A 22181-nucleotide genomic window follows, 5' to 3' on the forward strand; every position below is an offset into this window, starting at 1 on the left:
TTCTTGAGTTCGAAGGGGCTGAGCTGCGAAAGACGGTGAATCTCGGCCCGGGTGAAAGTCTGGGTGGTCATGGCGGGTCTCCTATCGGACGAGTCGTGTGTTCGGATCAGTGGTTGAGGATGACGATGACCGCCCCCCAGATGGTCAGAAGGACATTGCTGATGGCGTAGGGGATCGTGTACCCCAGCGTGGGGATCTGCGATCGCGACGTCTCGTTGACCGCACCGATCGCTGCGGTAGTGGTCTGGCCGCCGGCGAGCACACCCATGAGGATCGGGAAGCGGATCTTTTGCACGTAGTGCCCGAACAAGAACCCCACGATCAACGGGATGACGGTGGCGATCGCTCCGAAGACCAGCAACCCCCAGCCGGCCTGCTTGAGACCGGACACGAAGGACGGACCGGCGTTCAAGCCCACGATGGCCACGAACACGCACAGTCCGAGGGTGTCCATCATCCATTGGGCGCCCGGCGGGACGTGACCGAACGTCGGGTATTTGCCGCGCAGCCAGCCGAAGACCAGACCCATGATGAGGGCGCCGCCGGAGGTGGACAGGGAGATCGGGACGCCGCCGACGGTCACCGCCAGGATGCCGAGGCAGCCGCCGAGGAACGTGCCCAGTCCGACCCACACCATGTCGGTGGCGAAGCTCGTAGGGACGGGTACGCCGATGGCTCTGGCCGCCGGGTCGACGAGGCGTTTGGGACCGGTCAGGATGAGCGTGTCACCGCGCTCGACCTTGGTGGCCAGCACGTACGGGTATTCCGACCCGGCCCGATAGAGCTTGTCGATGTAAACCCCGACCATGAACGGCTGCTGGCGTAGTTCGGAGATCGTGCGGCCCAGCTCGTGGTCGTTGGACGCGACGACGCGCATCGTCTCGCTGAGGTAGCCCAGCAGGGTGACGTCGTCGGTTTCCGGTCCGATATTGGTGCGGGCGTCGAAGTCCACCAGGTCGTGGCGCAGGGCGCTGACCGCGACGACGTCCCCGCGCTGCAGGACGGTGTCCTGGGTGTGGTGGATGATGGTCCCGCCGCGACGGACCCGCGTGATGTAGATCCGCCGTCCGTGCTGCTTCTGATCCTGCTCGAACTGGTCGATGGTCTTGCCGACGAGCTCGTCGTGATCCACGGTGTAGGCCCGAAGTACCGATTCCTCGTATGCGTTGCGGGTGTCAGGGTCGTCGTCGGGTGTGTCGAGTTCCTTTGACAGTTCTGCCGATTCGGCCGCGAGGTCGCAGTGGTAGAGCTTGGGCAGCACGTTGGCCAGCAGGACTGCGCACAAGATGGTGCCCAGCGGGTAGCACACGGCGTACCCGACGGCGACCAGGTTCTGCTGCTGCTGCACCTGCGCTGCGCTCAGGCCGGGCAGGTTGGCGATGGCATCGCTCGCGGTTCCGATGGCGGCCGACTGGGTGAGGGCGCCGGACAACAACCCGGCGCTCAGGCCCGGCCCGTAGCCGAGCATGGACGCGAACAGCCAACAGACCAGCAGGCCGGTGACGGCCACGATCACGGCATTGAGGACCTGAGGTAGGCCGTCCTTTCTCAGTCCCCGGAAGAACTGCGGGCCCACCTTGTAGCCGAGCGCGAACAGGAAGAGGGTGAAGAACAGGTTCTTGACCGTGCCGTCGATCTGCACCTTGACCTGTGCTCCGATGACCAGGCCGGCCACCAGGCATCCGGTGACGGCGCCCAGCGCGATGGAGCGGTAGTGCAGTTTGCCGGCGAAGAAGCCGATGGCGACGGTGATGAAGACCAGAAGTTCGGGGTGCGGCCGGAACACGTGGTCGGTCAGGAAGGTCCACACCTGGTGTACCTCCGGTCTCGACTCGGGTTACTTCGCCGCGACGAGCATCGCGACAAGGATCGGACCGGTGAGCGGGAGTAAGAAGTTGGAGAGCGCGTAGGTGATCGTGTAGCCCAGCATCGGCACGGAGCTGTCCGCGGTCTGGGTCAAAGAGGTGATGGCCGGGGTCGAGCACTGCTGGCCGGCGATGGCACCCAGCAGGATCGGGTCCTGGATCTTCAGGAGTCGGCGGCCCACGATCAACGAGATGGTGGCCGGGATGAGCACCATGCCGATCCCGGCGAGCGGTAGGAGCAGGCCGTGCTGTTTGAGCATGGGGAGGGCTTCGGGGCCGGCGGCGAGGCCGGTGCACGCGATGAAGATCGACAGACCCAGATCTTTCAGTGTGGTGGCCGCCTGGGGTGGGTAGGCGCCGATCACCTGGGTGCGCGATCGGAACCACCCGAAGATCAGCCCGGAGACCAGGCAGCCGCCGCCGGTGCCCAGCGACAGCGGCACGTCTCCGAGCTTGACCGACAACTGGCCGATCAACGAGCCGACGACGATGCCGAGACCCAGGTAGATGTAGTCGGTGGCATTGCTGGTGACCGTGACACCGATCTTCTTGATCAGCCGGTCGATCGCGGCGCGGGCACCGACGAGCGTGACGATGTCGCCGCGTCGAAGCACCGTGGCCGGCGTGACCGGAAGGTGTTGATCGGTGGAGCGGATCAACTCGGTGACGTAGACGCCGGAGCCGCGCAACGCGCCGTACTCGTCCTGCATCTGCTCCAGGGTCTTGCCGTCGACCTCCTTCTGCGTCAGCGTCACCTGTTTGGTGGCCACCCGGCTCTGGGATTCCGGGTCTCCGGCCACCTCCGGACCGATGACCGAGTCCGCCTTGATCTCCGCGGTGCGTTCGCCGACGAGCAGAAGTGTGTCACCCGATTGCAGCACCAGGTCGGAGTCGACGGTGAGGTCGGGCGCCCCGACACGACGTACCGACTCGACCGAGACGTCATCGTTCAGATCGGACTCGATGGCCGCGACGGTTTTGCCTGCGGCTTGGGACACCTGGAAGGTGCGTCCCACCAGAGCGGGGGCGGCGACCACCTCACCGGAGGCGATGGCGTCGCTCGAGCCGCGCATCGATCGAGCGATCTTGGCGCACTCGTCACGAAGGTTGATCCGCAGCAGCAGTGGATAGATCTGGCTGGTCAGCAGCACGATGGTGATCAGGCCGAAGAAGTAGCAGACGGTATAACCGGTGGCCACGTTGTTCTGGTACTGGGTGATCTGTTGGGAACTCAGACCCGGGACGTTGCCGATGGCCTCTGTGGCCGTGCCGACGACAGCGGACTCGGTCGCTGCGCCTGCGAGAATGCCGGAGGCCGTGCCCAGGTCGAGTTTGAAGGCCTTGGCGAGGAAGAAGGCGATGGCCAGCACGCTGACCATCTCGATGAGGCACAAAACCAGGAAGCGCAGGCTGCGCTTGTTCAGGTTGGCGAAGAACTGCGGGCCGGCCATGTAACCCAACGAGAAGATGAACAGGGCGAAGAAGACGACCTTCACGTCGTTGTCGACCTTGACGTGCTGGGTCCCGATCAGCAGCGCGACGATGAGCGTCCCGCAGATGCCGCCGAGCTTGATCGGGCCGAGGTGCAGCTTGCCGACGAGGTAGCCGCCCGCGATGCATAGGAAAATGGCCAGTTCGGCATGGTCCCGGAGTAACGACATATGCCTGCCCCGATCCGCTCATCATTGCTGTGACCTGCGGTTACCTGTGGCAAGCTACGCCCGGCTCACATCGACCGGCGACCTTCAATCACCCATACGGGTGAGTGGTGAACTGTGCACGTACGGCGTGGTCTCGGCGACGTGTTGCAGCCCCAGTTTGGTCAGGATGGGCCGGGAGTCCGGTGAGGTGTCCAGGCGCATGTAGCGGTAGCCACGGTCGATCGCACGTTGCGCCCGCCAGGTGACCGTCGAGCGGTAGATACCCTTCCGCCGCCACCGGGGCAGCGTCGAACCGCCCCACATGGACGCGAAGTCGGTGCCCGGGGAGTACCGGCACCAGGCGGCGCAGAGGACCGGAGTCTCGCGGTCCTGCTCGACGAGGACGACGTCGAGGCTGGTCGGGTCGGCCTCCTTCTCGCGGCGCAGCTCCTCGGTCATGTCGCCATCGCGCGGACCCCAGATGGTCTGCATCAACTCGTGGATGCGGTGGTAATCCTGCGGCGAATCCGCCTCTCGCAGAGTCACACCCGCGGGGAGCGCCACCCCGTGCACAAGAGCAGCGGATTCGCCGAGCAGCAGCGCTTCGTCATCCTCCTTCTGAAAACCATTGCTTTGCAGGCGGTTTCCCAGATCAGCCGGCTCGTCGTAGGAGTACGTCTTCCACTCCACGCGCTCCCCGCGAGCGGTGAAGAACGCTGCCGTCCGGGCGATCCAGTGATCCGGATCGTCACCGAGCCCTTCGGGTGACTCGACCATGGCGTACGACGCCCCCGGCGTGACCGGGTAGCGGCGCCGGACCGGTCCGTCCAGGTCCCGGACGATCCCCGGCCCGCCCTCTGACTCGCGGTTCGCCAGACGGATCTGCTGGTGGAACTGCTGCAGCAACGAATTCACGTGGCCACCTTGTCAGAGGGCTGCCGTGGTGCACGACCAGATTTTCGGCTCTGTCGTCACACATCGTGATGCGGGGGCTGCTGGGGGCAGCGACTTGTGGCGATGTCGTCACACATCGGGCAGAAGTCACGCGGTGGTCAGCGGATCGCGGGTGGCCAGAACTGCTGCGAACGGGAACGCGATCAGTGCCGCGATGGCTGGGATTCCGACCCCGGAATCGTTGATACACATAGCTATTGCGCACATCACCAGGACGCCGATCGCAGTCTCCCGCAGGAACGGCACCTCCTCAGCGCCGACCCGGGTGTCGGCCGCGACCTCCAGCGGCTCGGAAAGACCCACGGCGTCGCCCAGTCGCCGGGCCCACGACCACCCGGGCTGGTTGGGCCGGCCCGCCAGCCACACGACGTACCCGCAGAAGATCAACGCCAACGGGATCAACGGACTGACCGGAGTCGCCACCAGCAGGCGCAGGTTCGCCCCCAGTTTCTCCCCGACGATGCCGCCGGAGCCGTCGAAGAGACCGGCGAAGAAGCGGCCGAGATAGCTGCGTGACGACGCCGGCCGCAACGCGTCGATGACTCCCGCGATCACCGCCAGCAGGACCGCGACGCCCACGATCAGTGCTAGTCGTCGCCAGGACAGCGAGCGGCCCAACGACAGGACCACCATGATGCCGCCGGCAATGAGCAGGGGCGGCGGCCCACCGAAATCGGCGCCCCACATCGGGGCGGCCAGGACCAGCACCGCTGCGCCGCAGAGCAATCCGATGGTCCAGGCACCGAGGCGGCGTTCGTCGACCGCGATCAACCGGCCGCCGAGCAGCCCCGCGAGCAGCAGCACGGCGGTCGCGAAGATGGCGTACCCGGCGTTGCCCATCCCGTAGTAACGGCCGCCGTACTCCGGCTGCAGGCCCAGCATCGCCGGCAGTTGCAGCGACGAGCCGTGCATGACGTCCAGCGCCAGTACCGCCGACGAGACCGCACCCACTGTCACCCACGGCGAGCCGATCCAGCGCCGCCACGGTCCCGCGTAGGCGATCGCCACGATGACCCCGGCCCAGAGCAGTGAGAGCACCACGAGCCACAGTGCCGGCGCCGGCCACCGCGACCAGGGCAGCAACCCGGCCAGGAAGGTGCCGATAGGGACGGCGGCGAGAAACGCCAGTGCGGGCCGGGTCCAGCGGGGGCGGCTGCGCACAACCATCGCGAGCAACCCGACGAAGAGCACGGCCCACGCGAGCCAGAACCACACCAGGACGGCGTGATTCACCGAGACCGCCCGGGCCAGGGCGGCGTTGTTCGCGGTCGCGGTCACGGCGTTTTGCGGGGTGGGGACCACCTGCAGCGGCGAACCGTGCACGCCAGCCGGCGGCGAGGACGCGCCCAGCGTCTGCAGCATCGTCGCCGTGAGATCGGCCGTCTGGATCAGGGCCGGTTGCTTGGTCGAAGCTGAGCGCAGCACCCCGGCCGGGACCCCAGTGCCCAGGGCGTAGGCCAACCGCAGACCTGCGTCGTCGGACGACCCGTCGGACAGGCCCGTCACGATCAGCGTCGCCGTGGCGGGCAGTTTCCCCACGATGGTGTTGAGCTCGGTGGCCGATGCTGTCACCAACGTGACTGCACAGGTCGTGAACGATGCCGTCGCGAGCGAGGCCGCGTAATGGGACACGCGACCGGTCGAATCCGCCGCGGCCAGAGCCGCATCCGGTCCGACTGCTTCGATGCAGCGACCGTGCCGGGTCGCGGTTGCGCCGAGCAGGCCGATGCCGGAGTCCGCGGATCGCCACTGCGCCCAGGACGGCCAGGTCGCGGTGCCCCCGCTCACGACCGGGGCCGGCGCAGCGCACCCGGCCGCGTCGACGCCGTGTCCGGCCCCGAGCGTGAGCCAGGCACTCGGCGTACACGCGGTGGATCCCACGGTGTGCACGACCTGGTTGGCGGTCGCGCCGTAGTCGAGCACCTGCCACAGGTCGGGGGTGCGGGTGGCGGAGACGTCGGTCCAGGCCAGTCCGGGTACGGCGACCAGCACCACCGAGCCGCTCGTCGCCACCGGCTTCGGGTCGGGCTGGGCGGTCACGAGCCCGGTCATGCCGTACGCGACGGCGAACAACGCGGCGATCGACACGACCGCGATCACCCAACGCCGCACCACGGCCCGAGACTAATCGACCGAGGCTGTGGATAACTTCTGCGGTCGATGAGTCGGCGCCGATACCGTCCCGGCCATGGAGACGCGAAAGGTGCGCCGCGGACTGGCGGTCGCAGCGGTAGGGCTGACGTTGTCGGGCTGCAGTACGACGGTCTCGGTGCCCGGGGCGTCGACCACGCGTAGCTCGACGCCCCCGAAGGGCACGGTCGAGGACTACACGCTGCAGATGGCCCTGCCGGCGCAATGGGGGCCGTCCTGCGCAAGGACGTCGCCCGGGCCCAGCAGGACCTGGTCCATATGAGCGTGTGGCTGGTCGGCGGCCAGGGAGAGCAGCCGGCCGACCTGACCGTGACCCACGAGATCGATACGGCGCCGCGGGCCGGCACGGATGTCTCAGCCGCGCGTGAACGTGCGCTGATCGGCGAAGGGATCCTGCAGTACAACGTCGACCCCACCAACATCTGGGACTTCACCCAGGGCCGGGGACATAGCTGTTTCTCCGATTTCACCCCGAAGGTGCCGGTCACGCGCTGGGAGCAGCACGGCCTCATCGGGTTGCAACTGCAGTGGACGTGCGTCGCGCAGGTGCCGGTGCGGGCTTGGGCCGTGATCGCGTTCGATCCGGCCGGGGTAAAGCACCGCATCACCATCACCGCCACACCGGCCTACTGGGCCGCGCACCAGGGGCAGATCGACACGGTTCGAGCGTCCTTGACGGCTACGGCCGCGCCGCCGTGATCCGGGGACAGGGCAGAATGCCGGGGTGACCGTTGCCGCCCGCCCGTCCCGTTGGATCTGGGCGGCAGCCATCCTTGTCGCGTTGATCCGTCCGTACATGCTGATCAACCACTTCGTGGTACAGACCCCGCCGACCCGGTGGCTGGTCGACCTCGAGGTGTACCGCAACGCCGGCATCTCCAACCTCATCGGCCGGCCCGTCTACGCGGCCGTGACCGCGCCGCCGCAACTGCTGCCCTTCACCTACCCGCCGATCGCGTCCATCTTCGCCATCCTGCTGGCTCTCATCCCCTTCGGGCTGGCCGGATGGTTGTGGACGCTGGCCCAGTTCGCCGTACTCGCGGCCCTGGTGTGGTGGCTCTTCCGGGAGCCGGCCCAGCGCTGCGGCCGGTGGTGGCCGCTTGCGCTCGCCGGGATCTGGACCGCGGTGGGCTGCCTCCAGCCGGTCGGCGACGGCATCAGATTCGGTCAGGTGGACATCTTCCTCATGGCGCTGGTGCTCTTCGATCTGGGTGAGCGCAGCGGCCGGATCCCGCGCGGTGTCCTGATCGGGCTGGCTACCTCGATCAAGCTCACCCCCGGCATCTTCATCGTTCACCTCCTGGTGACCCGGCAGTGGCGCGCCGCCGCCGCCGCCGCAAGCGCGGCCGGCTTCACGCTGGCCGCATTCTTGTTGTTGCCGAACGCCAGTTTTGCGTTCTGGGGCGGCGCCCTACAGGACCCCGACCGACTGGGCCTGAACGACGGCACGTCCAACCAGGCGTTGCGGGGGATCCTGCTACGAGCGCACTGGGACTCCAGTGCTCTGTGGCTGGTCCTGGTGCTGATCGTCATGGTCGTCGGACTGGGTATCGCCCGACGCGCGCACCGCCGCGGGTGGTTCTGGCACGAGGCGGCCGCCGTGGGCATCGTGGGGGTTCTCATCTCGCCGGTGTCGTGGATCCACCACTTCGTGTGGGTGGTGGTGGCGCTCGCAGCGCTGTTGCAGGTCCGCAAACTCCTGGCCGCCGCGATTGTCTGGGCGCTGTTCACGATGCCGCTGCCGTGGTGGGGTCAGTGGCGACTGCAGCAGGGTCTGGACTTCCCGGCCTCCTCCAGCGGCAATCCCGGCTGGCAACTGCTCAACGACAGTTACGGCCTTATCTCAGTGCTGCTACTCGGCGTTCTGGCGTGGTCGCTCCCGGCGGTACGTCGTCGAGCCGCCAGGCCGGACTCGCCGCGAGAAGCACCGTCAGCGGTATTGCCATGAGCAGTCCCGCTGGCGGGATGGCGGTCCCGGAGTCGTTGCTGACGAAGCCGATCAACCAGCAGACCGCCGCGGCCGCCAGACCCCGGTCGTAGAACGTCACCTGCTCGAACAACGGGCGCAACGGGCGGCCCAGTCGGGAGTTGGGCAAGCCCAGCGCGATGATTGCCAGCACCAGCAGCACCGGCACCAGCAGGTTGACCGGGGACGAGACCAGCATCGTCCAGTTCGCCTGCCAGATCCGGGCCAGCGGACCGGCGGAGCCGTCGTGGATCACCCCGGCCATGAAATCGCCCAGGTGGGTGCGGTTCTGCGCGGGCCGGAGGTAGTCCAGGAAGGCGAGCCCGAGAACGAACGCCCCGCTGACCACCAGGATCAGCAGGATCCGCCGCCAGGTCACCCGTCGCCCGGCGGCGTTCAGCGCCAGGTAGGCGAACGCGGGGATCAGGGCCGCCGTACCGCCGCCGTCCGCGCCCCATCCCGGGTAGCCGTCGACGACCACGACGGCCGCACCGATCAACAGGACGGTCAGAACCGCCAGCGGCCGGGCCCCGCGGTCCAGTAATGCGCCGGCCAGCGAGGCCGCGACCAACAACCCGCAGGTTGCATAGAACGCGTAGGAAACGTTGCCCATGCCGTAGAACCGGCCGCCGTACACCGGCTGCAGACCCGTGAGCGAGGTCAGCTGCAGCGCCGAGCCGTGGACGACGTCCAATCCGAGTACGACGAGGGTGAAGGCCCCGAGGAAGACCGTCGGTCCGCGTCGGTAGCGCCCCCAGGGTCCGAGCAAGGCGGCTGCCGCGATGAACACCGCTCCGGCGAAGGTGAAGATACCCAGCACCACCCGGGGCTGGTCGGCGCGCCACCAGGGCAGGAAGCCGACGAGCAAGGTGGCCACCGGCGTCGCCGCGACGACCGCCGCGGTACCGGCGAAGTAGCGTCGCAAGCCCCGGCTGAATCCGGTCCGGCTCAGCCACCACCACACCCCACCGATGGCGCAGGCGATCGCGGTCCCGCCGAGGTAGCACACGAAGAACGGCAGCACGAACGCGTGCTCGATCTGCAGCGCCGTGGTGAACTGCGTGACCCGGACCACCGGCGCCGTGGGGCTGCCGGTGGGCTGCACGACGGGCGCGCGACCCTCGGGCAGGGTGGGAGCGGCCGACCCGATGCGCGACAGGGTCAGCGCTGACAGGTCGGTGGTCTGCAGCAGCCCCACCTGTCGGGTGGAGGCGGAGGTGGCCAGGCCGTGCCGCACGCGCGGGCCGATGATGGCCACGGCGCGCAGGGACTCGGGTGTGGTGTCGTCGGCGGCCCCGGTGACCACGAGCGTCGTCTTCGCCGGCAACCGGGCCAGGAGTTGCGACAGGTAGCGGTCGTCGGGTCCGTCCAGGCCGATCAAGGTCACCGGACAGGTCGTGAGCGACACGTCGTCGACGCTGCGCTGGTAGTGCGCGATCCGGCCGGTCCGGTCGGCCGCCCCGAGAGCGACGTACTTGCCGGCGGCCATGAGGCACTGCCCGTGGGCTTCCAACGACGAGGCGACCAGCCCCAGATCGGTGGTGGTGCCGGCGCCGGGTGCTGAGGCGCGCCACGTGGCCCAATCCGGGTAGTAGGCGCCCTCGCCGTCCTGCACCGGCTGCAACTCGGGACTGCAGGTGCCCGGTCGAGCGCCGGTGGGCGTTTCACCGACCGGCTGGCCGATGGTCGTGCGCGATCCGGCGCCGAAGGTCAACCAGGACTGGTTGCTGCAACTGTGCGCCGTCAGGTTGCGGGTGGTCAGGGCGGCGACCGCGCCGGTGCGGGCCATCGCCCACAGCGCCGGCGTCGTATGCGAATTCGCGCCGTCGAAGGTCAGGGTGGGCATCGACACGATGACCAACCGGCCCGGCTGCTTGATCGTCTGGACCGCGGGCCGGGCCGACAACGCGCTGATCGCGGCCGACGCCGCACTGATCCCGAGCACGACGACGGCCACCGCAAGAAGCCAGCGCCGGATCACCCCGCAAGGTTAAGCGGCTCAGATAGGTAGCCAGGACGGCAGCGAGACCCCGAAGAGTCCCAACGCGAGCAGGACCGCGAACAGTGCGCAGACCAAACCGCCGACGAGCCGGATGATCGACAGGGGTACGTGGTCGAGCAGTTTGCGGCCCAGCAGCACCGCCAGCCCCGACACCGCGGCCAGCGCCAGGAACGCGCCGACACCCACACTGAGCGCGACACCCAGGCCGCCGCCGCTCTTGGCCACGAAACCGGCGGTCGCCAACTGGGACAGGTCGCCCCATTCCGCCAGGAAGAGGATCAGGAACGACGCGGTCACCGCGTGGAAACCGGACGCGGGCCGGGTCGTCTTCTGCTCGAACTCCTCCTCGGTCTCGGCCTCTTCGGCGGAGGCGTCCTTGGCACTGCGGATCAGCAGGACCGCGGCGATCGCGAACAGCACCATCACCACGGCATGCACCGGCTTCTCCGGCAACCGGCCGATCAGGCCGCCGAACGCGACCGCGACCACCGTCTGCACGAGGAAGGCCGCGCACACCCCGATCCAGACCAGGATCGGCCGGTAGCGGGTGGCCAGGACCAGGGTCGCGATGAACGTCTTGTCCGGCAGTTCGACCAGGAAGATGGTCACGAAGACGGTGACCATCAGCCCGATATCCATGACCCGCGAAGTCTACCTACGCCGTACCCTCGATCCGTGCAAACCGCCCTGCTCGCGCTGGCCCTCACCCTCGCCGTGCTGGCGCTGCTGGTGGCGGCGGCCGCGCTGTTGCGGTTGCGCGCGATCCAGCGGCAGTTCACGGCGTTGTGGCCCCCGGACCAGCGACGTGACGCGCTCGCGGTGCTCACCCGCCAGGCCGATCGCAGTACGGCGATCGAGCGGCACCTGGGCGCCCTCGCCGCGCGTGTCGACGGGCTCACACCGCACGTGGCCGCCGCCCTGCGGCACGTCGCGGTCGTGCGGTACGACGCGTTCGGCGATTCCGGGGGCAGCTATCGTTCTCGGCGGCGCTGCTGGACGACTCCGGCGACGGACTGGTCATCACCTCGATCCACGCCCGCGACGAGTCGCGCACCTACGCCAAGGGTGTGCTCTCCGGGCGCTCCGAGGTGAAGCTCACCCCCGAGGAGCAGCAGGCCATTGCCGCCGCCCGCACCAACCGGAAGGACGCCTGATGCGCTACGGATACTTCGGTCCCGAGGGCACGTTCACCCAGGCGGCTCTGCTGTCCTGGCGGCCGGCGCAGGGCGCCGAGCACGTGCCCTTCGCCACCGTCGACGCCGCGTTGCGCGCGGTGCAGTCCGGCGACGTCGACTCCGCGATGGTGCCGATCGAGAACTCCATCGAGGGCGGTGTCCCGGCCACCATCGACGCCCTCAACGCACTGCAACTGGTGATCGTCGGGGAAGTCCTCGTGCCCATCACCTTCGTGCTGGTCGCGCCGTCCGGTACGACGCTCGCGGACATCCGCACGATCGGCACCCACTCGCACGCCTGGGCACAGGTGCGCGGCTGGGCGGCAGCGAACACTCCCGGCGCGACGTACGTGCCGGCGCTGTCAACTGCCGCCGGGCCCCAGGCACTCGAGGCGGCGCTCGCGGCCGGTGAGCCCGCGCCGTACGACGCAGCCGTCTGCGCTCCGGTCGCCGCCGGCGGCCTCGAGGTGCTCGCGGAGGACATCGGCGACAACAAGTCGGCGGTGACGCGGTTCGTGCTGGTGGCGCGGCCCGGTTGGCTGCCGACACCGACCGGCTTCGACAAGACCACGCTTGTGCTCTACCAGCACTCCGACCGGGCCGGGGGCCTGCTGGAGTTGTTGGAGCAGTTCGCGACCCGCGGAATCAACCTGACCCGATTGGAGTCGCGGCCGACCGGTGCGGCGATGGGTAGCTACTGTTTTTCGATCGATCTGGAGGGGCATCTGCGCGACGAACGGGTCGCGGACGCCCTTCTCGGACTGCGGCGGACCGCCGCGGACGTGCGTTTCCTGGGTTCGTACCCGCGGGCCGATCTGCGAGCTGCCACCGTTGAACCAGCCGCCACCGACGCAGCCTTCGCCGATGCGCGGGAATGGCTGCGGTCGCTGGGTTAGGAGGCGGCCGGTTCGGCCCAGACCAGGTAGTTGTTCAGGTGGTGCTGACCGATGAGCGGGCTGTTCTTGTCGCAGGTGATGAGCACCAGGACCGGTGACGAACTGCCGCCCCACACCTGCTGGTCGGTCGTGACCTTCGTCTTCAGCTCGGATCGTTTGTCGGTGACCGTGTAGGTCAGGTGGCGCCCGTCGGTGCAGGTGATGTCCACGGGTGCACCGGTGCGCACCCGGTCCAGGTCGTAGAACTCATCCGGGCCGTCGTAGGTCACGTGGCCGGCGATGACCGTGCGACCGCTGGTGCCCAACTGGGCCGATTTGTCGTACCACATGGTCGTTTTCGGCGGCGGGTAGATCTGCCCCTGGGCGTTGGTGCCCATCGCCACGACCTGCTCGCCGTCGATGCCGACACTGCTGACGGACAACCGCGCGGGCACGCAGCCGTTGCCGACCGGCATCACGGAGGTCGGCGTGCTGTACCCGGTGGGGTTCGGCAGGACGCTGCCGGCTGTAGCCGTCGAACCCGTGCTCGTGCTCGGGGAATGACCGGTCGTGGCGCTGCCGGCGGAGGAGGTGGCGGTGGTCGAGGTGCTGGTCGGTGCGGAACTGCTCGTCGCGGCGGTGCCGGTGGTGCCGCTCGGCGTACCCGATGAGGAGTTCGAAGCCCCGCCACCGCACGCGCTGAGCGTGAGTGCGGCCGCGGCCAGGACGGCGGGGGCGAGCAGGCGGCGAGTCATGCTCAGAGTGTGCCTGGTGAACCTGGCCGCTCCGACGCCGCCCGGGCCGGCGGCGGATCAGCCGCGGACGCTCAGCGCGCTGGGCAGCACTTCGAGGCGTACGCCGATCGCACTGCCCAGGTGGTCGCCGTCGATCTCGATGGGGGTCGGCGTACCGGCTCGCAGGTCGACGGCTTCGGCGACCCGGCGTTCCACCGCGTGGGTCGAGCGTTTGGAGCGGCTCAAAATGCTGGTGACGACTTTCGGCCAGCCGAGGGCACCGCCGGCGCGGATTATGACGGCGTCCAGCTCACCGTCGTCGAAGCGGGCACCGGGCATCAGTTGCACCCCGCCGGTGAGGAGTCCGCACGAGCCCACGATGACGGTGGTGACCTCGGTGTCGACCGGTTGATCGGCATCGAAGGTGACGGTCATCGGGATGTGGTTGTGCCGAATGTGCCGCAGCCCGTTGACCGGATAGGCCAGCCAGCTCAGCCTGGCCTTCAGGGCCTCGGGGGTGCCGCCGAGGATGTCTGCATCGAGGCCGAATCCGGCCATCACCAGGCCGTATTCGGGTTCGCTCCACCCACCGGAGCCGTCGCGGTCGATGGTGATCCGCATGACATCGATGGGCCGGGGAGTGCCGGTGAGCGCGGCCACCAAGCCGTCCTGGAACCGCCGGTGCGGCAGCTTCATGTTGCGGGCCAGCAGATTCCCGGTACCGGCACTGAGCAGTCCCAACGGGACCCCGCTGCCCAGAGCACCACTGGCCACCGCGCGGACGGTCCCGTCCCCGCCGTACGGGCAGACCAGATCGGCACCGTGCTCGATGGCCTGGATCGTTTGACCGCGCCCGGTGTCCTTCGCGGTGGTCTCGAACCACATGGGTTCCCCCACCCGTGGCGCTCGAAAACGCCGCGGGCCTGCGATCGCAGGGTGGCGGCGTCGGACACCTTGGTCGGGTTGACGATCACCGCAGCCGTGGGCATGACCGCAACCTATCCCAGGGCCAGGCTAGCCTTGTCGATCGTGATCGACATCAAGGTGTTGCGGGAGGACCCGGAGCGGGTCAAGGCCAGCCAACGAGCCCGGGGAGCCGACGAGTCCCTGGTGGACCAGATCCTGGCGGCCGACTCCGCGCGACGCAACGCGCTGTCGCATTTCGAGGAACTGCGCTCGCAGCAGAAGTCGGTCAGCAAGCAGGTCGGCGCCGCGATGGGCCAGTTGAACGCCGCCCGCAAACGCGGCGAGGATGTCACGGCCCTGCAGCAACAGGCCGAGCAGGCCCGCGCCGACGCGGCCGCCCTCGCGGCGCAGGTGAAGTCGCTGGAGGCCCAGGCCGACGAACAGTCGGCGACCTTCGAGGCGCTGTTGAAGAAGGTCGGCAACATCATCGTCGACGGTGTACCCAGCGGCGGGGAGGACGACTACACGGTCCGTGAGGTCGTGGGTTCCCCGACGCAGTTCGATTTCGAGCCGCTGGACCACCTGGCCCTCGGCGAGAAGCTGGGGGCGATCGACATGGAGCGGGGCGCCAAGGTCGCCGGCTCGCGGTTCTACTTCCTGACCGGTGTCGGCGCCCGGCTCGAACTGGGTCTGTTGCAGATGGGTCTGGCCTTCGCGGTGGAGCACGGGTTCACCCCGATGATCACGCCGTCGCTGGTCCGGCCGGACATCATGACCGGTGCCGGGTTCCTCGACGAACACGCCGATGAGGTCTACCGGCTCGAAGCCGACGACCTGTACCTGACCGGTACCTCGGAGGTGGCGCTCGCGGGCTACCACGCCGACGAGATCATCGACTTGTCGAAGGGGCCGAAGCGCTACGCCGGCTGGTCGACCTGTTACCGCCGCGAGGCCGGCTCGCACGGCAAGGACACCCGGGGGATCATCCGGGTGCACCAGTTCCAGAAGTTGGAGATGTTCGTCTACTGCGATCCCGCGCAGGCGCAGGCCGAGCACGAGCGGTTGTTGGGCTGGGAGCGGGAGATGCTGGCCAAGATCGAGGTGCCGTACCGGATCATCGACACCGCGGCGGGCGATCTGGGCAACCCGGCGGCGCGCAAATTCGACTGCGAGGCGTGGGTGCCGACCCAGGGTCGGTACCGCGAGTTGACGTCGACCTCGAACTGTACGACGTACCAGGCCCGCCGCCTGAACACCCGGTTCCGCACGGACGAGGGCAAGTCGGAGATCGTTGCAACGCTGAACGGCACGTTGGCGACGACGCGGTGGCTGGTGGCGATTCTGGAGAACCACCAGCAGTCGGACGGCTCGGTCCGAGTGCCCGCCGCGCTCGCGCCGTACGTCGGTGAGGATGTCCTCAAGCCGGTCACCTGACCTGGCTAGCCTGGCCCGGTGGCGACAGTTGGGGCGTTTTTCGGTGTCGGAGATCCATGGCGTCGACCGCTTCCTTCGCGTTGGTGGCGCCGGGATATCGCGATTGCGGTCGGCTTCCTGGTGGTGGGAGCGGTCGGTCTGGAGCTGGAACGCAGCCTGGGCTCGCTGAGCCAGATCGCCGCACCGGAAGTGGTGCAGCACCTGCCGCTGGTACTCGCGGGTGTGCTCATCGTGTGGCGCCGGCGATTCCCGGTGGCGACCGTCGCAGCCATCACGGTGCTGTGGCTCGTGACCGGGATCCTGCTACCGCCGCTCGCGGTGAGCCTCGTGCTGCAATTCCTTTTCCTCGCAGTCTTCTACGCGGCAATCGCCTGGGGTGCGCCGCGTGGCCGGACGGTGGCGGTCGTGCTGTTGTGCGTCGCTGCGTTGATGGTGTGGGTGACTGTCGATCTGGTCCACCGGACCTCAAACGGTGCCTCGTCTCCGGGCCCGTTCCCCTATGCTGCGCTGACCGGTTACATCTACCTGATCAACGCGATCTACTTCGGCGGCGCGATCCTGGGTGGAGCGCTGGATTGGCGCAACGCCCGGCAGCGGGCCGCGCTGGCCGGCCAGGCGGGGCTGATCGAGCGACAGGCCGCCGAGTTGCGTGACCGGTCGGTCGTCGACGAACGCGTCCGGATCGCCCGCGAGCTGCATGATGTGGTCGCGCATCACGTGGCGCTGATGGGCGTGCAAGCAGCCGCCGCGCGACGCGTGCTCACGGTTGATCCGCCAGCAGCGGCCGGTGCGCTGGAAACCGTTGAGTCATCGGCCCGTTCGGCCGTCACCGAGATGCGCTCCCTGGTCGGAACGTTGCGCGGCGACGACGCCGAGTCGAGGACTCCGCCACCGACGTTGGCGGACGTCCCGGCGCTGGTAGCCCAGTTCGACACGCTGGGTCTTGGCACGACGTACGTGCTGGTGGACGTCGATGGCCTGGCCGAGCGGGTGCCCGCAGCAGCGGGTTTCGGGGTGTATCGGGTAGTGCAGGAGGCGCTGTCCAACGTGCGCGCGCACTCCTCCGCGACGTTTGCGTCGGTGACTGTGCGTGTCGTGCGGGCCGGAGATGGCGCGTACGTCGAGGTGGAGGTTCTCGACGGCGGCTCCACTCTGGCGGGGACCGCAGGGACGGGCCTGGGGCTGCAGGGCATCCGCGAACGCGTCGCCGCCCTCGGCGGCGAAGCGGACATCGGTCCGCGGGCGACCGGAGGGTTCCGCGTGCGGGCGCGGATCCCCTTCCTGGTGTAGGTCGGGTTCACCCGGCGACGGGGTGGATGATGACGTCCCGCCGCAGCAGTCGCTGGAGCATGCCGGACAACTCGTCGACCTCGTTGTGTCCGATCCCCATGGGCACCGTCACCAAGGCATCAAAAGGTGGCTCGTCGACGGCTTCGACCAGCGATTCACCGAACATCCAGGCGGTCGCTTGGTCAAGCCAGGCCCGCTGCGTCGCGTCGTCGTCCGACGACGAGACGTGAACTGGCGCGGCATCAGGCGGGCAGGCCTCGAGGAGAAGCGCCCGATCGAGGCGTTGGACGTCAGCGAGTTTCGTGGCACCGAGCTGTTTGGTCACCGCGGGCTGACTGATACCGAGTTGACGTGCGACGGCCGAGTGCGTGATGAGGACGAAGGTCGCGGCCCGCACGAGGAGCAGACGGGACCAGCGAGCAACGTCCTCGGCGCCGGGTCTGAAGCCATACCGTCACCCCACCAGGGCAAGCCTGTGATCGCCAGCGATCACTGCCGTTTCGTCTGGCCGGCCGTCGAGGCAAGTCCTCAGCCGCGCGGGATGTTGCGCAGGTTGGACCGTGCCATCGCCACGGCCTCCCCGGCGCCGCCGTTGAGCACGATCTTGCTCATGGCCGTCGCGAAGCCGAAGACCTGGTCGGAGGTGATCTTGGGCGGGATGGACAACGCGCGCGGATCGGTGACGATGTCCACCAACGACGGACCGTCCGAGGCAAGTGATTCCCCGAACGCGCCCTCCAACTGCCGCGGGTCGGTGACCCGGATCGAATGCCAGCCCATTGCCGCCGCGATATCGGCGAAATTGACTGAGGGAGTGTCGGTTCCGTAGTCAGGCATGGCATCGACGAGCATCTCGAGCTTGACCATGCCGAGCGTGGCGTTGTTGAACACCATGACCTTGATCGGCAGGTCGTACATCCGGGCGGTCAGCATGTCGCCCAGCAGCATCGACAGCCCGCCGTCGCCGCAGACCGCCACCACCTGACGGTTCGGGAAGGCGAACTGCGCGCCCAGCGCCTGCGGAAGGGCATTGGCCATCGACCCGTGCAGGAAGGACCCGATCAACCGGCGCGTTCCCAACGGCTCGATGTAGCGGGCCGTCCACACGTTGCACATACCGGTGTCCGCGGTGAAGATCGCGTCCGGCGCCGCCACCTTGTCCAGGATCGACGCGGCGTACTCAGGGTGGATCGGGACTCGGGTCTCGACGTTCTTCGTATACGCACCAACGGCTTTGCTCATCAGCCGCTCGTGCTTCTTGAGTGTCTTGGCCAGGAACTTCTGGTCCTTCTTCGGCTCGACCAACTCCTCCAGCGCCAGCAACGTGGGCAGCACATCGCCGTGGACCGGCAGGTCCACCCCGGTCCGGCGCCCGATGATCGCGGCCCGCCGGTCGACCTGAGCGGTGCGCACATCGGGCAGGAACTGGTCGTAGGGGAAGTCGGTCCCCAGCAGGAGCAACAGGTCGGCGTCCTCGATCCCGGCGGCTGCCGCGCCGTACCCGAGCAGACCGGTCATCCCCACGTCATAGGGGTTGTCCCACTGGATCTGGTCCTTGCCGCGCAGGCTGTGCCCGATGGGCGCACCGATCTTCTCGGCGAGCGCAATCACCTGATCGTGCGCCTCACCGGTGCCGTAGCCGGCAAAGATCGCCACCCGCGACGCGGCGTTGATCGCCTCGGCCAACTGCTGCACCACGGTCGGCGCGGGCATCAGGTGGCCGTGCTCGATCGGCACGTACGCCGGTGCCTCACCCTGCGCGTCCAGCGACGCCAGATCGCCGGGCAGCGTCACCACCGCCACGCCGCCATCGCCGAGCGCGTGCGAGATAGCCGCGTGCACGACCCGCGGGGACTGCTGCGGGGTGCTGATCAACTCGCTGTAGACACTGCATTCGTTGAAGAGCCGGTCGGGGTGGGTCTCCTGGAAGTAGGACTGCCCGATCTGGACGCTCGGGATGTGACTGGCGATCGCCAGGACGGGCGCCCCGGTGCGGTTCGCGTCGTACAGGCCATTGATCAGGTGCAGGTTGCCCGGGCCGCAGGAGCCCGCGCACACGGCCAGTTCACCGGTCAACTGGGCATCGGCGGAGGCGGCGAACGCCGCTGCCTCTTCGTGCCGGACATGGACCCAGTCGATCCCGCCCTTGGCGCTGCCCCCGGTCTCCCGCACCGCGTCCACGATGGGATTCAGGCTGTCGCCCACGATCCCGTAGATCCGGCGCACCCCGGCGTCCTGCAGTTGTCCGACAAGTTGCTGGGCGAGTTTCACGAGCATGCGTCCTCTCGGTCGGCGGGTAGTCCCACGCTAGCCGCTGGATATGGTCGAGCCATGTCCGAGGCACCCTTGCGCATCCTGGTCGTCGATGATCAGGCCCTGGTCCGCAGCGGTTTCGCGATGATGCTGTCGGTCGAGCCCGACATCGAGGTCGTCGGTGAAGCGGCCGACGGTGCCCAATCCGTCGAGGCGACAGCCCGATTGGCGCCGGACGTTGTCCTGATGGACGTCGAGATGCCCCGGTGCAACGGCATCGACGCGTGTCGCAGCATCGTGTCGGCCGGCACCGCGAAGGTGCTTTTGCTGACGACGTTCGATCGTGACGATTATCTCTTCGAAGGCCTGGCCGCGGGAGCCAGCGGCTTCCTGTTGAAGAACACCAGCCCCGAGGAGTTGGCCGACGCGATCCGCACCGTCGGCCGTGGTTACGCCCTGCTGGCGCCCGAGGTGACCCGCCGGGTGATCGAGCGCAGTACGGCGACCCCCACCCCGGAGCCGGACCGCGCTCTGGAGCAACTCACCCCGCGTGAGCTCGAGGTGCTCACCCTCGTCGGCAAGGGTCTGTCCAATGCGGAGATAGCGCAGCACCTGGTGTTGGGCGAAAGCACCGTCAAAACCCACCTGTCGAGCGTCCTGGCCAAGTTGCAGTTACGCGACCGGGTGCAGGCCGTCGTACGCGCTTACGAAAGCGGCCTCGTCCTGCCGGGGGAGTAGCGGCAGGTCGATCTCCGCCCGCGGGTGGATCCGCGGGCCCGGTCGTCGGCCATAGCGTCGCAAGCATGTTGGAACTACGAGACGTCACTCGACGGTTCGGTGACCACCTGGCCGTCGACCGGGTCGGTTTCACCGTGCCGGACGGGGCGATGACCGGCTTCGTCGGCGGTAACGGCGCCGGCAAGACGACCACGATGCGGATGATCATGGGCGTTCTGGCCCAACACGGTGGACAGATCGATTGGCAGGATCGGGCCATCACCACCGCCGACCGTCGCGGCTTCGGCTACATGCCCGAGGAGCGCGGCCTCTACCCCAAGCAGCCGATCCTGGACCAGTTGATCTACCTGGCCCGGCTGCGCGGCCTGAGCGCGCAGGATGCAGCCACCCGCTCGACCGAGTTGCTGGAGCGGTTCGACCTCGGCGAGCGGACCGGCGACAAACTGGAATCGCTGTCCCTCGGTAATCAGCAGCGGGTCCAGATCATCGCCGCGTTGGTAGCCGATCCCACCATGCTGGTGCTGGACGAACCCTTCTCCGGCCTGGACCCCGCGGCGGTCGACTCGATGGCGGCGCTGCTGCGCGAGTTCACCGGACGCGGTGTGCCGGTGTTGTTCTCTTCCCACCAACTGGATCTGGTCGAGCGGCTCTGCGACCGGCTGGTCATCCTCTCCCGCGGCCGGGTCGTGGCCGAGGGAACCGCTGACGATCTGCGCGCCACGGAGGCGGTCCGCCACCGTTTGGTCCTGGGCGGCGACGCCGGATGGCTGCGCGATCAGGGCGTGCACGTCGTCGACATCGAAGGCAATACCGCTGTCGTGCAGTTCGATTCGCCGGAGCAGTCGGACGCAGTACTGCGCGAGGCGATGGCCCGGGGCTCGGTGCAGGAGTTCGGGCCGATCCGGCCCAGCCTGGCCGACATCTATCGCGAAGTGACCGCAGGAACAGCTCACAGCCAGCAGGAGGTGCCGGCATGAAGACCAACCAGTTGTGGCGGATCGTGGCCGCCCGGGAGATGTCGGTCAAGCTGAAGGATCGCAACTTCATCGTCTCGACCGTGGTGGTGCTGGCATTGATCCTGGGCACCCTGGCGGTCCAGGGTTACCTGGCCAGCCGGCCCCAGACCACCAACGTCGCAGTGCTCAGTTCGAGCGCGACGACCGTGACCCAGCAGGCGGAAAAGGCCGCTCACGAGGCCGGTTCGGACAAGGTGACCTTCAAGACCTCGACGTACGCCGATCAAGCGGCGGCCGAGCGTGCCGTGACTGACGGCAAGGCGGATGTGGCGCTCCTTCCCACCAGTGACGGCGGCTGGCGACTGGTCGGCAAGTCCAGCAAGGACAGTGCCGCGCAGACGTGGATCCCGCAAGCGGTCCAGCAGGATGCGTTGCAACGTAACGCGGCCGCCGCCGGGGTCTCCCTGGACCAGTTGGCCAAGGGCAGCACCGTCAGGTACGACTTGTTGCAATCGGGCGATGACCAGCAGAGCACCGGCAAGATCATCGGGCTGGTCTTCGGATTCCTGTTCTACATCGCGGCGCTGCTGTTCGGGATGTCGATCGCCAGCAGCGTCATCGAGGAGAAGCAGAACCGGATCGTCGAAATCCTGGCCAGCGCGATTCCGTTGCGGCAGCTGCTGATCGGCAAGGTGGTCGGCAACACGGTCCTGGCCCTGGCCCAGGTCGCGATCTTCGCGCTGGCCGGCATCATCGGCCTCGTCGCGACCGGTCGTCGTGACCTTTTGTCGCAGGTGTCGAGCGGCATCTTCTGGTTCGTCCTGTTCTTCGTGGTGGGATTCGTGACCTTCGCCGCAGTGTGGGCGGTGGCTGGGGCACTCGCGACCCGCAACGAGGACCTGCAATCCACGTCGACTCCGTTGACGATGCTCGTGGTCATCGTCTTCATCGTCGGGATCACCGGTAAGGGGCTGTTCCTGACCATCGCGTCCTACGTGCCGCTCTTCTCGACGATCGCAATGCCCGTGCGGGTGGTGTCGGGGGACGCCGCATGGTGGGAACCGGTGGTCGCGTTGCTGATCGGGCTGGCCGCGGCGTACTACATCGTGCGCATCGCGGAGCGGTTGTACCGGCGGTCGCTGCTGCAGACCGGCCACCGGCTCAGCTACCGGGAGGCCCTTGCCCTCACCGACGACTGAGTATTCCCGACATGGTGCGGCGCCTCCTTTCCTCATAGATTGA

Annotated in this window: 19 protein-coding genes and 1 pseudogene; 10 read left to right on the forward strand and 10 right to left on the reverse strand. The window is 68.1% G+C overall.

Features of this window, described 5'->3' with window-relative positions:
- Nucleotides 1-106: 106 nt before the first annotated feature.
- From aspT (ACFQBT_RS00235) to ACFQBT_RS00250, 4 genes are all read right to left on the reverse strand, one after another.
- Complete coding sequence (gene aspT, locus ACFQBT_RS00235; RefSeq protein WP_377819855.1) at nt 107-1810, reverse strand: aspartate-alanine antiporter; 1704 nt, start codon at nt 1808-1810, stop codon at nt 107-109.
- Nucleotides 1811-1837: 27 nt separating this feature from the next.
- On the reverse strand, nt 1838-3526 hold the full coding sequence (aspT, locus tag ACFQBT_RS00240; protein ID WP_377819812.1) for an aspartate-alanine antiporter: 1689 nt from the start codon (nt 3524-3526) through the stop codon (nt 1838-1840).
- Nucleotides 3527-3610: 84 nt separating this feature from the next.
- Nucleotides 3611-4420 (reverse strand): GNAT family N-acetyltransferase, encoded by an 810-nt coding sequence (locus ACFQBT_RS00245; RefSeq protein ID WP_377819813.1) that lies wholly within the window; start codon nt 4418-4420, stop codon nt 3611-3613.
- A 126-nt stretch (nt 4421-4546) separates the two neighbouring features.
- Nucleotides 4547-6574, reverse strand: coding sequence for a DUF2339 domain-containing protein (locus tag ACFQBT_RS00250; RefSeq protein WP_377819814.1), 2028 nt, complete (start codon nt 6572-6574; stop codon nt 4547-4549).
- 73 nt (nt 6575-6647) lie between these two features.
- On the opposite strand from ACFQBT_RS00250, the gene ACFQBT_RS00255 reads away from it, so the two are divergent.
- Genes ACFQBT_RS00255 through ACFQBT_RS00265 form a run of 3 tightly spaced genes read left to right on the forward strand, consistent with a single transcriptional unit; the run spans nt 6648 to nt 8558 of the window.
- On the forward strand, nt 6648-6872 hold the full coding sequence (locus tag ACFQBT_RS00255; RefSeq protein ID WP_377819815.1) for a hypothetical protein: 225 nt from the start codon (nt 6648-6650) through the stop codon (nt 6870-6872).
- Nucleotides 6815-7309, forward strand: a complete 495-nt coding sequence (locus tag ACFQBT_RS00260; protein ID WP_377819816.1) for a hypothetical protein — start codon at nt 6815-6817, stop codon at nt 7307-7309. Before ACFQBT_RS00255 ends, ACFQBT_RS00260 begins: the two co-directional genes overlap by 58 nt.
- A 25-nt stretch (nt 7310-7334) precedes the next feature.
- Nucleotides 7335-8558 (forward strand): glycosyltransferase 87 family protein, encoded by a 1224-nt coding sequence (locus ACFQBT_RS00265; protein ID WP_377819856.1) that lies wholly within the window; start codon nt 7335-7337, stop codon nt 8556-8558.
- Here ACFQBT_RS00265 and ACFQBT_RS00270 read toward each other — a convergent pair.
- The gene (locus ACFQBT_RS00270; RefSeq protein WP_377819818.1) at nt 8449-10557 is read right to left on the reverse strand and encodes a hypothetical protein; all 2109 of its coding nucleotides are present in this window, start codon (nt 10555-10557) and stop codon (nt 8449-8451) included. The two genes, ACFQBT_RS00265 and ACFQBT_RS00270, sit on opposite strands and share 110 nt — an antisense overlap.
- A gap of 18 nt (nt 10558-10575) precedes the next feature.
- Nucleotides 10576-11217, reverse strand: a complete 642-nt coding sequence (locus ACFQBT_RS00275; protein WP_377819819.1) for a TMEM165/GDT1 family protein — start codon at nt 11215-11217, stop codon at nt 10576-10578.
- A 90-nt stretch (nt 11218-11307) separates the two neighbouring features.
- Between ACFQBT_RS00275 and ACFQBT_RS00280 the strand changes: the two are divergent.
- Nucleotides 11308-11732, forward strand: a pseudogene (locus ACFQBT_RS00280) (DUF4446 family protein).
- Nucleotides 11732-12649 (forward strand): prephenate dehydratase, encoded by a 918-nt coding sequence (gene pheA / locus ACFQBT_RS00285; RefSeq protein WP_377819820.1) that lies wholly within the window; start codon nt 11732-11734, stop codon nt 12647-12649. The pseudogene ACFQBT_RS00280 and the gene pheA overlap by 1 nt, the downstream one beginning before the upstream one ends.
- Here the strand turns inward: pheA and ACFQBT_RS00290 are convergent.
- Nucleotides 12646-13383: a class F sortase gene (locus ACFQBT_RS00290; RefSeq protein WP_377819821.1), complete on the reverse strand. Its 738-nt coding sequence runs from the start codon at nt 13381-13383 to the stop codon at nt 12646-12648. The two genes, pheA and ACFQBT_RS00290, sit on opposite strands and share 4 nt — an antisense overlap.
- Before the next feature lie 57 nt (nt 13384-13440).
- Complete coding sequence (locus tag ACFQBT_RS00295) at nt 13441-14247, reverse strand: diacylglycerol/lipid kinase family protein (protein WP_377819822.1); 807 nt, start codon at nt 14245-14247, stop codon at nt 13441-13443.
- Nucleotides 14248-14391: 144 nt separating this feature from the next.
- Here ACFQBT_RS00295 and serS point away from each other — a divergent pair, with 144 nt between their 5' ends.
- Both serS and ACFQBT_RS00305 read left to right on the forward strand, forming a co-directional pair.
- Nucleotides 14392-15702, forward strand: coding sequence for a serine--tRNA ligase (gene serS / locus ACFQBT_RS00300; RefSeq protein ID WP_377819852.1), 1311 nt, complete (start codon nt 14392-14394; stop codon nt 15700-15702).
- A gap of 18 nt (nt 15703-15720) precedes the next feature.
- Nucleotides 15721-16992 carry a sensor histidine kinase gene (locus tag ACFQBT_RS00305; protein ID WP_377819858.1) on the forward strand — a complete coding sequence of 424 codons (1272 nt, stop codon included), beginning with the start codon at nt 15721-15723 and terminating at the stop codon, nt 16990-16992.
- Nucleotides 16993-16999: 7 nt separating this feature from the next.
- On the opposite strand, the gene ACFQBT_RS00310 is transcribed toward ACFQBT_RS00305, so the two are convergent.
- Nucleotides 17000-17389, reverse strand: coding sequence for a hypothetical protein (locus ACFQBT_RS00310; protein ID WP_377819824.1), 390 nt, complete (start codon nt 17387-17389; stop codon nt 17000-17002).
- A 131-nt stretch (nt 17390-17520) separates the two neighbouring features.
- Nucleotides 17521-19269: a pyruvate dehydrogenase gene (locus tag ACFQBT_RS00315; RefSeq protein ID WP_377819825.1), complete on the reverse strand. Its 1749-nt coding sequence runs from the start codon at nt 19267-19269 to the stop codon at nt 17521-17523.
- Nucleotides 19270-19323: 54 nt separating this feature from the next.
- Here ACFQBT_RS00315 and ACFQBT_RS00320 point away from each other — a divergent pair, with 54 nt between their 5' ends.
- The 3 genes from ACFQBT_RS00320 to ACFQBT_RS00330 all read left to right on the forward strand — a co-directional run bounded on the left by ACFQBT_RS00320 (nt 19324) and on the right by ACFQBT_RS00330 (nt 22138).
- A complete protein-coding gene (locus ACFQBT_RS00320; RefSeq protein ID WP_377819826.1) occupies nt 19324-19983 on the forward strand; it encodes a response regulator in 660 nt (219 codons plus the stop codon).
- A 65-nt stretch (nt 19984-20048) separates the two neighbouring features.
- Entirely contained in the window at nt 20049-20960 is a 912-nt protein-coding gene (locus ACFQBT_RS00325; protein ID WP_377819827.1) for an ABC transporter ATP-binding protein, read from the forward strand.
- On the forward strand, nt 20957-22138 hold the full coding sequence (locus tag ACFQBT_RS00330) for an ABC transporter permease (protein ID WP_377819829.1): 1182 nt from the start codon (nt 20957-20959) through the stop codon (nt 22136-22138). Before ACFQBT_RS00325 ends, ACFQBT_RS00330 begins: the two co-directional genes overlap by 4 nt.
- Nucleotides 22139-22181 lie beyond the last annotated feature (43 nt).

The sequence above is a fragment of the Branchiibius cervicis genome, from assembly GCF_042661605.1.
Classification (GTDB): domain Bacteria; phylum Actinomycetota; class Actinomycetes; order Actinomycetales; family Dermatophilaceae; genus Branchiibius; species Branchiibius cervicis.

Excerpts from the sequence above, each read along its gene's own strand:
- aspT (WP_377819812.1), bottom strand. The coding sequence starts at position 3,526 with ATGTCGTTACTCCGGGACCATGCCGAACTGGCCATTTTCCTATGCATC.
- ACFQBT_RS00255 (WP_377819815.1), top strand. The coding sequence starts at position 6,648 with ATGGAGACGCGAAAGGTGCGCCGCGGACTGGCGGTCGCAGCGGTAGGG.
- ACFQBT_RS00260 (WP_377819816.1), top strand. The coding sequence starts at position 6,815 with ATGGGGGCCGTCCTGCGCAAGGACGTCGCCCGGGCCCAGCAGGACCTG.
- ACFQBT_RS00275 (WP_377819819.1), bottom strand. The coding sequence starts at position 11,217 with ATGGATATCGGGCTGATGGTCACCGTCTTCGTGACCATCTTCCTGGTC.
- pheA (WP_377819820.1), top strand. The coding sequence starts at position 11,732 with ATGCGCTACGGATACTTCGGTCCCGAGGGCACGTTCACCCAGGCGGCT.
- ACFQBT_RS00290 (WP_377819821.1), bottom strand. The coding sequence starts at position 13,383 with ATGACTCGCCGCCTGCTCGCCCCCGCCGTCCTGGCCGCGGCCGCACTC.
- ACFQBT_RS00295 (WP_377819822.1), bottom strand. The coding sequence starts at position 14,247 with ATGTGGTTCGAGACCACCGCGAAGGACACCGGGCGCGGTCAAACGATC.
- ACFQBT_RS00315 (WP_377819825.1), bottom strand. The coding sequence starts at position 19,269 with ATGCTCGTGAAACTCGCCCAGCAACTTGTCGGACAACTGCAGGACGCC.
- ACFQBT_RS00320 (WP_377819826.1), top strand. The coding sequence starts at position 19,324 with ATGTCCGAGGCACCCTTGCGCATCCTGGTCGTCGATGATCAGGCCCTG.
- ACFQBT_RS00325 (WP_377819827.1), top strand. The coding sequence starts at position 20,049 with ATGTTGGAACTACGAGACGTCACTCGACGGTTCGGTGACCACCTGGCC.
- ACFQBT_RS00330 (WP_377819829.1), top strand. The coding sequence starts at position 20,957 with ATGAAGACCAACCAGTTGTGGCGGATCGTGGCCGCCCGGGAGATGTCG.